Here is a 6,482-nt window from a genome sequence, read left to right as displayed (position 1 = left end):
CCCGATGATCCACGCCCCCATCGCCGAATCCCCCTTCGTCCCGCCGCTCATCACCGGCACCGACGACCGGGTCGCCCTCGACGTGCTGTTCCGCTCGCTGGTCGATGTCTGCCGGCGCCACCAGCCGGAGCTGGAGGCGGTGTTGCGCGGGCAGGCGGACATCGCCGGCCTGTCGCCGGAACTGACCGCCCGGGCGCTGCAGGTCCGGGGCATCTGGTTCCAGCTGATCGCCATCGCCGAGCAGAACACCGCCATGCGCCGGCGCCGCCACGTCGAGCGCGAGGCTGGGCGCGACCGGCTGAAGAACTCGTTCAGCGCCGTCCTCGCCCGCGCCGCCGCGCGCGGCGTGCCGGCGGAGACCGTCCACGCGCTGTTGGCGTCGCTGCGCGTCCGCCCGACCCTGACGGCGCACCCGACCGAGGCCAAGCGGGTCACGGTGCTGGAGAAGTTCCGGCGGATCTACCTGATCCTGAAGGAACTGGAGATGCCGCGCTGGACCGAGCGCGAGCGCCAGGCCCTCATGGACGATCTGCGCGACGAGATCGAGCTGGTCTGGATGACCGGGGAACTGCATCTCGAGAAGCCGACCGTCGACCGGGAGGTGGCCTGGGGGCTGCACTTCTTCGACGAGACCCTGTTCGAGATGCTGCCCGAGACCCTGGCCTCGCTCGAGGAGGCGCTGGAGAGCGCCTATCCGGGCGCCAGGTTCGAGGTGCCGGCCTTCTTCCAGTTCGGCTCCTGGATCGGCGGCGACCGCGACGGCAATCCCTTCGTCACTGCCGAGGTGACGCGGCGGACGCTCCGGCAGAACGCGCTCGCCAGCCTCCGGCGCTACCGCGATCGCGTCGACGGGCTCGCCCGCAGCCTCTCGGTCAGCGCCCGCGCCCTGCCGGTCACCGACGGCTTCGCGGCCGCGCTCGCCGACCAGCTGGCGGCCCAGCCGGACGGGGGGCAAATCGCGCAACGCAACCCGGGCGAGCCCTACCGCCATTTCCTGACCTGCCTGAGCCGACGCCTCGCCGCGACGATGGGCGGGCTGGAGGAGAATGGGTCAGAACCCACGGGTCCCGGCTACGCCGACGCCGACGCGCTGATCGCCGACCTGCGCGCCCTGGAGGGGGGCCTGACAGCCGCGGGCTGCCCGTCGCTCGCCGCCAACCGGGTGCGGCCGGTGCGCCGGATGGTCGAGATCTTCCGCTTCTCGACCGTGCGGCTCGACATCCGCGAGAACACCACCCGCACCACCCGGGCGCTCCAGGCGCTGTGGCACCGGACTCATGAGGGCGAACCGCCGGACGTCGACGCCCCTTCCTGGATGCAATGGCTGGAGGCCGAGCTCGCCCGTCCCCTTAACGGCCCGCCCGACCTCTCCGGCCTGCCCGAGGAGGCGCGGGAGACGCTCGCCACCTTCCGGCTGGTGGCCGAGATGCGCGGCAGCCTCGACCGCGAGGCGTTCGGCGCCTTCGTCCTGTCGATGACCCATTCGGTGCCCGACATCCTGGGCGTCTACCTGCTGGCGAAGACCGCCGGCGTGTTCCTCGACGCGGCCGGCACCGAGATCTGCCCGCTGCCGATCGTGCCCCTGTTCGAGACCATCGACGACCTGCGCGCCGCGCCGGCGATCATGCGGGCGCTGCTCAAGGTGCCGGTGGTGCGCCGCTCCGCTCGCCAGCAGGGCGGGGTGCAGGAGGTGATGATCGGCTACTCGGATTCGAACAAGGACGGCGGCTTCGTCGCCTCGAACTGGGAGCTGGCGAAGGCGCAACGGCTCCTGACCCAGGTCGGCGAGCAGGCGGGGATCGGCATCGCGTTCTTCCACGGCCGCGGCGGCTCGGTCAGCCGCGGCGGCGCGCCGACCGCCCGGGCCATCGCCGCCCAGCCGCCGGGCTCGATCCGCGGCCGGTTCCGCACCACCGAGCAGGGCGAGGTGGTGTCGTTCAAGTATGCCAACCGCGGCACCGCCGCCTACCAGATGGAGCTTCTGGCCTCCGCGGTCCTCGCCCACGCCCTCGACGGCGCAGCCCCCGGAACGCCTGCGGCGAACCCGGAATTCGACGACGCGATGGAGGCGCTGTCGGGGGCTTCGCGGGCGGCCTATGCCCGGCTCCTGACCCACCCGGACCTCGTGACCTATTTCGGCGCCGCGAGCCCGCTCGACGAGATCGCGCTCCTCAATATCGGCTCGCGCCCGGCCCGCCGCTTCGGCGCCCGCAGCCTCGCCGACCTGCGGGCGATCCCGTGGGTCTTCGCCTGGAGCCAGAACCGGCACGGCATCACCGGCTGGTACGGGGTCGGCAGCGGGTTGAAGAGCCTCCTCGACGTGCGCGGCGAGGCCGGCCGGGCGCTGCTGCGGCGGATGTTTTCGGAGTCGCCGCTCTTCCGCCTGATCATGGACGAGGTCGAGAAGACCCTCCTCACCGTCGATCTCAGCCTCGCCCGCGACTTCGCCGGCCTGTGCCCGGACGAGGGCGCGCGCGAGACGGTCTTCGCGATGATCGAGGCCGAGTATCGGCTTACCTGCGCGATGGCGCTCGCGGTGAGCGGCGACCGCACCCTCGCCGAGCGCTTCCCGCTCTATCGCGGCCGCCTCGCCGAGCGGCTGCCGGTGCTCGACCCGATCAGCCGCGAGCAGGTGAACCTCCTGCGCCGCTTCCGCGCCGAGACCGACGAGACGGCGCGCGAGGCGCTGAAATCCGCCCTGCTCCTGTCGATCAACTGCGTCGCCACCGGGTTCGGGGCGACGGGGTGAAGGGGCCGCCGATCACGATAAGACTTCGCGACGAGTCCTGAACGCCGAACGGCTCAATTTTTTGCTCGCCCCTTTCCCGGACGACTGCAGCGTCAGCGGAAGGAGATCCGGGATCCAGCACAAGAACTCGCGAAGCGACTGCTTTTCTGCAATGTTGCAACAGACAGAGCCGCTTCGCAGCACTTCCTATGCTGGATCCCGGATCTCCTTCCGCTCCGCTTCAGTCGTTCGGGAAAGGGCGGCTTGAAAGATCAGCTCGGCATGCCCATGCCTGCTCGGGTCGCTTGGGAGGACATTGCGGCTGGACAATACCGCCCCGGAAGAAAGCAGCGGGCCGGGGCATCCCGCTCGCGCTTGATGGTCCGGCCCGCCGGTGACACCGTCCGAGCGGCAGCGGCAGGAACGGCGTGACGGCCGCGACCCTGGACGCGTCGCGCTGCCCTGTCCTCGATCCAGGTTAACTCCGCGGCTAACTCCCGGTCCCCCAGAGCGGACCCCTCGTCCACAGGAGATGTAACAATGTTGCAATCTCCCTCGCGCCGGCCTAGGTGAGGCGCGTCGTCGAGCGAGGGATTGTGGTGATGGGCAGGCTGGGAATCGGGACGCTGCTGCTGGCTCTGGGCCTCGCCTGGATCGCCCCGGTGCAAGCACAGGAGCCCGTCCGCGTGGTGGCGACGTTCTCGATCCTCGGCGACCTCGTGCGGCAGGTCGGCGGATCGCGGGTCGCCGTCACCACGCTGGTCGGGCCGAACGGCGACGCGCACAGCTTCGTGCCGGCCCCGGCGGACGCCCAGGCCGTGGCGGCCGCGCGGCTCGTCGTGGTGAACGGCCTCGGCTTCGAGGGCTGGATCGACCGGCTAATCAAGGCCTCCGGCACCAAGGCCAAGGTCGTCGTCGCCGCGAAGGGCATCGTGCCGATCGAGGAGGAGGATGACGGCCACGGTCACGCCCATGCCGCCGATCCGCATGCCTGGCAGAACGTCGCCAATACCCGGACCTACATCGCGAATATCCGCGACGGGCTGGCGAGCGTCGATCCCGAGGGCAGGGCGGCCTACCAGGCCAACGCGACGGCCTACCTCGCGCAGCTCGACGCCCTCGACGCGGAGGTGCGCACGGCGATCGTTAGCATTCCGGAGGCGCGCCGGCGCATCGTCACCACCCACGACGCCTTCGGGTACTTCGCCAAGGCCTATGGCTTGCGCTTCCTCGCCCCCCAGGGCGTGTCGAGCCAGAGCGAGGCCACCGCCCGCGACGTCGCGGCGATCGTGCGGCAGGTCCACCGCGACAAGATCCCGGCGGTGTTCCTCGAGAACATCTCCGATCCGCGGCTGATGCAGCAGATCGCCCGCGAGGGCGGCGCGAAGGCGGGCGGCCGGGTCTTCTCCGACGCTCTGTCCGAGCCCGGCGGCCCCGCGCCGACCTATCTCGACATGATGCGCCACAACGTGCGGGAGTTCGTGGCGGCTTTAGGAACCTGAGGTGCGCCTCACCTCAGGTCGAGCGTCAGGCTCCGGAACCGCTTGCCGTCCCGCGACTCCTCGCACGGCTTGCCGTCGGAGCCCAGCGCCTCGCCGTCGTCGCTCAGCACCTGGACCCGGTCGCCGGCCGGGCTGACCAGCAGGGCCTCGGGCTGGAAGTCGGGAATCGGCGCGAAGGCCGCCGCGGCGCCCTCGACCCGCACGGGCCTGTCCGCCGGATCGCCCGACCAGCGGTAGAGGTCGAACGGCTCGCCGCCGCCGCCGGCCCCGCCCGCCAGGATGAAGTAGGCCTTGGCCTGCGGCGCGTAGGCGATGTCCCGGATGCCGCGGCCCTTGAGATCGAGGGCGACCGGAGTGCCGAGGCGCGGGGCGGCGCCGGCCACCGCCTCGGCCGGGTTCTCCAGCGGCACCAGCAGGGCGTTGGCGTCGGTGTCGAGGGGGTTGCGCAGGCCGAGCCAGAGGGATTTGCCGTCCGGCCGCGGCGCCATCCCCTCGATGTTGAAGCCCTTGCGCTTGGGGTCGAGGTCGTCCCGGGCCGGCACGTCGAGGCCGATCCGCGCCGCGAACAGGGGCGACAGGGCGGCGAAGGCCTGCGGCAGACCCTTCACCGCGCGGCCCTTCGGGGCGAGAGCGGGGGTGCCGCCTGATTCCGTCACCGTCACGGCGGCGAGGCGGCCGCGGCCCGGGCTCTGCTTGCCGCCGCGCCGGCGGCTGTGCGAGCCGAGCACGTAGAGGTCGGAGCCGAGCCAGGTCGCGGATTCGAGGTCGGCCTTGCGGTCGTCGGGCCCAAGGCCGAGTTGCGGACCCAGGTCGCCGCCGGTGAGCGGCAGCGCGTCGCCGCTCGCGCCGGCCCGGTAGAGCATCACCACCGTCGATTCGTCGTCGACCACCAGGAACCGCTCGCCGAAGCTCCCGCGGGGATACGGCACCGCGCCGGAGGCCTCGCACATCCCGCGATGCTCCAGCAACGCGCCGACTTTCACCGGCTCGGCCGAGGCGGCGGGGACCGCGAGGGACGAGACCAGGAGCGCGAGGAGCGGCAGGGGGCGGGGCATCACGGGTCTCCCGATATCCGGTTGAATGCGGGGGCGGGTCGGATGGGCGCCCCGACCAACGCCTCTCAGGGTCATCCCGGGGCCGCGCAGCGGAGCCCGGGATCCAGAACCTCGGATGGTTCAGGAAGAGGCTGGCGGCGTTCCGTCTCAGTCTGCACGCTCCGCGGTTCTGGATCCCGGGTTCCGCTGCGCGGCCCCGGGATGACGCGGAGGGTAAAACTGTTGTGGAAGTCGAACAGAGGCTCGCGGAGGACGATCGGGCCCCGGCGGTCCGCCTCACCCGCCGGTCATCGGCGGGAAGAACGCCACCTCGCTCGCGCCGGCGAGCGCGGTCCCGGGCTTGGCATGGACCCGGTCGACGGCGGCGCGGACCACGCCGTCGGTCTCGAAGGCGTAGGCGTATTCTTCGCCGCGGCTCCTCAGCCATGCGACGAGGTCGGCGACCGTCGCCACGTCGGGCGGCAGGTCGAGGGTCTCTTCCGGGCGGCCGATCCGCTCGCGGACCCAGGCGAAATAGACGAGCTTCATCGAGAAACGCTCATCTCTCGTCGTCGATGACGTGGCGGATGCCGGAGCGCATGTAGTCGTAGCCGGTGTAGAGCGTCAGCGCCGCGGCGAGCCAGAGCAGCACGAGCCCGAGCGTGCCGTTGCCCGGCAGCACCCGCTCGCCGGCGGGGCCGGCGATCAGCACGCCGAGGGCCACGAGCTGCACCGCGGTCTTCCACTTGGCGACCCGGCTCACCGGCACGCCGACCTTCAGCTCGGCCAAGTACTCGCGCAACCCCGAGACCAGGATCTCGCGGCACAGGATCACGATCGCCGCCCAGAGCGACCAGCCGCGGATCGTCCCGTCGGCGCAGAGCATCAGCAGGCTCGCGGCGACGAGCAGCTTGTCGGCGATCGGGTCGAGCATCCGCCCGAGCGCCGAGCTCTGGGAATAGGTGCGGGCGACGTAGCCGTCGAGGTAGTCGGTGATGGCGGCGGCGACGAAGACCGCGACGGCGATCCAGCGCGCGGTGTCGTCCTGCGGCCAGAACAGCAGCGCCACCACCACCGGCACCGCGACCAGACGGCCGTAGGTCAGGAGGTTCGCGAGGTTCAGGGCCGTCGAGCGGCGCCGGGGTACGACCATGGTCATCACCGTCGGTGAAACCACGCGGGGGGAGGGGGCGTCAACCGAACTCGGCCCGGACTCGG

The 6,482-nt window shown here is 71.6% G+C and carries 5 protein-coding genes; 2 read left to right on the top strand and 3 right to left on the bottom strand.

Annotated elements, in window-relative coordinates; all coding sequences use genetic code 11:
* Positions 1-4: 4 nt before the first annotated feature.
* Together ABZT49_RS31280 and ABZT49_RS31275 are read left to right on the top strand one after the other, a co-directional pair.
* On the top strand, positions 5-2,749 hold the full coding sequence (locus ABZT49_RS31280) for a phosphoenolpyruvate carboxylase (protein ID WP_355292112.1): 2,745 nt from the start codon (positions 5-7) through the stop codon (positions 2,747-2,749).
* A 581-nt stretch (positions 2,750-3,330) separates the two neighbouring features.
* A complete protein-coding gene (locus ABZT49_RS31275) occupies positions 3,331-4,230 on the top strand; it encodes a metal ABC transporter substrate-binding protein (RefSeq protein ID WP_355292103.1) in 900 nt (299 codons plus the stop codon).
* 8 nt (positions 4,231-4,238) lie between these two features.
* Here the strand turns inward: ABZT49_RS31275 and ABZT49_RS31270 are convergent, their stop codons facing one another.
* The 3 genes from ABZT49_RS31270 to pgsA form a co-directional block, all read right to left on the bottom strand.
* A complete protein-coding gene (locus ABZT49_RS31270; protein ID WP_355292101.1) occupies positions 4,239-5,285 on the bottom strand; it encodes a DUF3616 domain-containing protein in 1,047 nt (348 codons plus the stop codon).
* 276 nt (positions 5,286-5,561) lie between these two features.
* Positions 5,562-5,813 carry a molybdopterin converting factor subunit 1 gene (moaD, locus tag ABZT49_RS31265; RefSeq protein ID WP_355292099.1) on the bottom strand — a complete coding sequence of 84 codons (252 nt, stop codon included), beginning with the start codon at positions 5,811-5,813 and terminating at the stop codon, positions 5,562-5,564.
* 10 nt (positions 5,814-5,823) lie between these two features.
* Positions 5,824-6,423, bottom strand: a complete 600-nt coding sequence (gene pgsA, locus ABZT49_RS31260) for a CDP-diacylglycerol--glycerol-3-phosphate 3-phosphatidyltransferase (RefSeq protein ID WP_355292098.1) — start codon at positions 6,421-6,423, stop codon at positions 5,824-5,826.
* Positions 6,424-6,482 lie beyond the last annotated feature (59 nt).

This window comes from Methylobacterium sp. EM32, assembly GCF_040593685.1.
Lineage (GTDB): Bacteria > Pseudomonadota > Alphaproteobacteria > Rhizobiales > Beijerinckiaceae > Methylobacterium.
The sequence above is the reverse complement of the archived record's forward strand: the minus strand, read 5'-3'. Positions and strand labels throughout refer to the sequence as shown.